The organism is Alkalihalophilus lindianensis (assembly GCF_032843265.1).
GTDB lineage: Bacteria > Bacillota > Bacilli > Bacillales > Bacillaceae_D > Alkalihalophilus > Alkalihalophilus lindianensis.
Genome location: NZ_JAWJBA010000873.1, coordinates 1 through 244, shown reverse-complemented (window position 1 = coordinate 244; position 244 = coordinate 1). Strand labels below are relative to the sequence as shown.

Here is a 244-nt window from a genome sequence, read left to right as displayed (position 1 = left end):
CGTTTAGTCAACGATACCGACCTCAAAGGCATCATGGTCTTGCTGGCTTCGGATGCCTCTGCCTACATCACTGGCACCAACACTCCCGTCGATGGCGGCTATACCGCGAAATAATGCAAACCAGCTTTTTGGGTGACTTGAAGCTGTCGCGTCTGATGCTGGGCACGGTGCAGTTCGGAGTCGACTACGGCATCGCGAACCGGGCCGGACAGCCCGACTTCACAACGGTGCGCGCCATTCTGGA

1 protein-coding gene is annotated in these 244 nt (G+C 57.4%); it reads left to right on the top strand.

The genetic code is table 11. The features are described from left to right. On the top strand, window positions 1-114 hold a 114-nt coding region (locus RYX56_RS24620; RefSeq protein WP_317124421.1), incomplete at its 5' end, for an SDR family oxidoreductase. Between the last annotated feature and the right edge of the window lie 130 nt (window positions 115-244).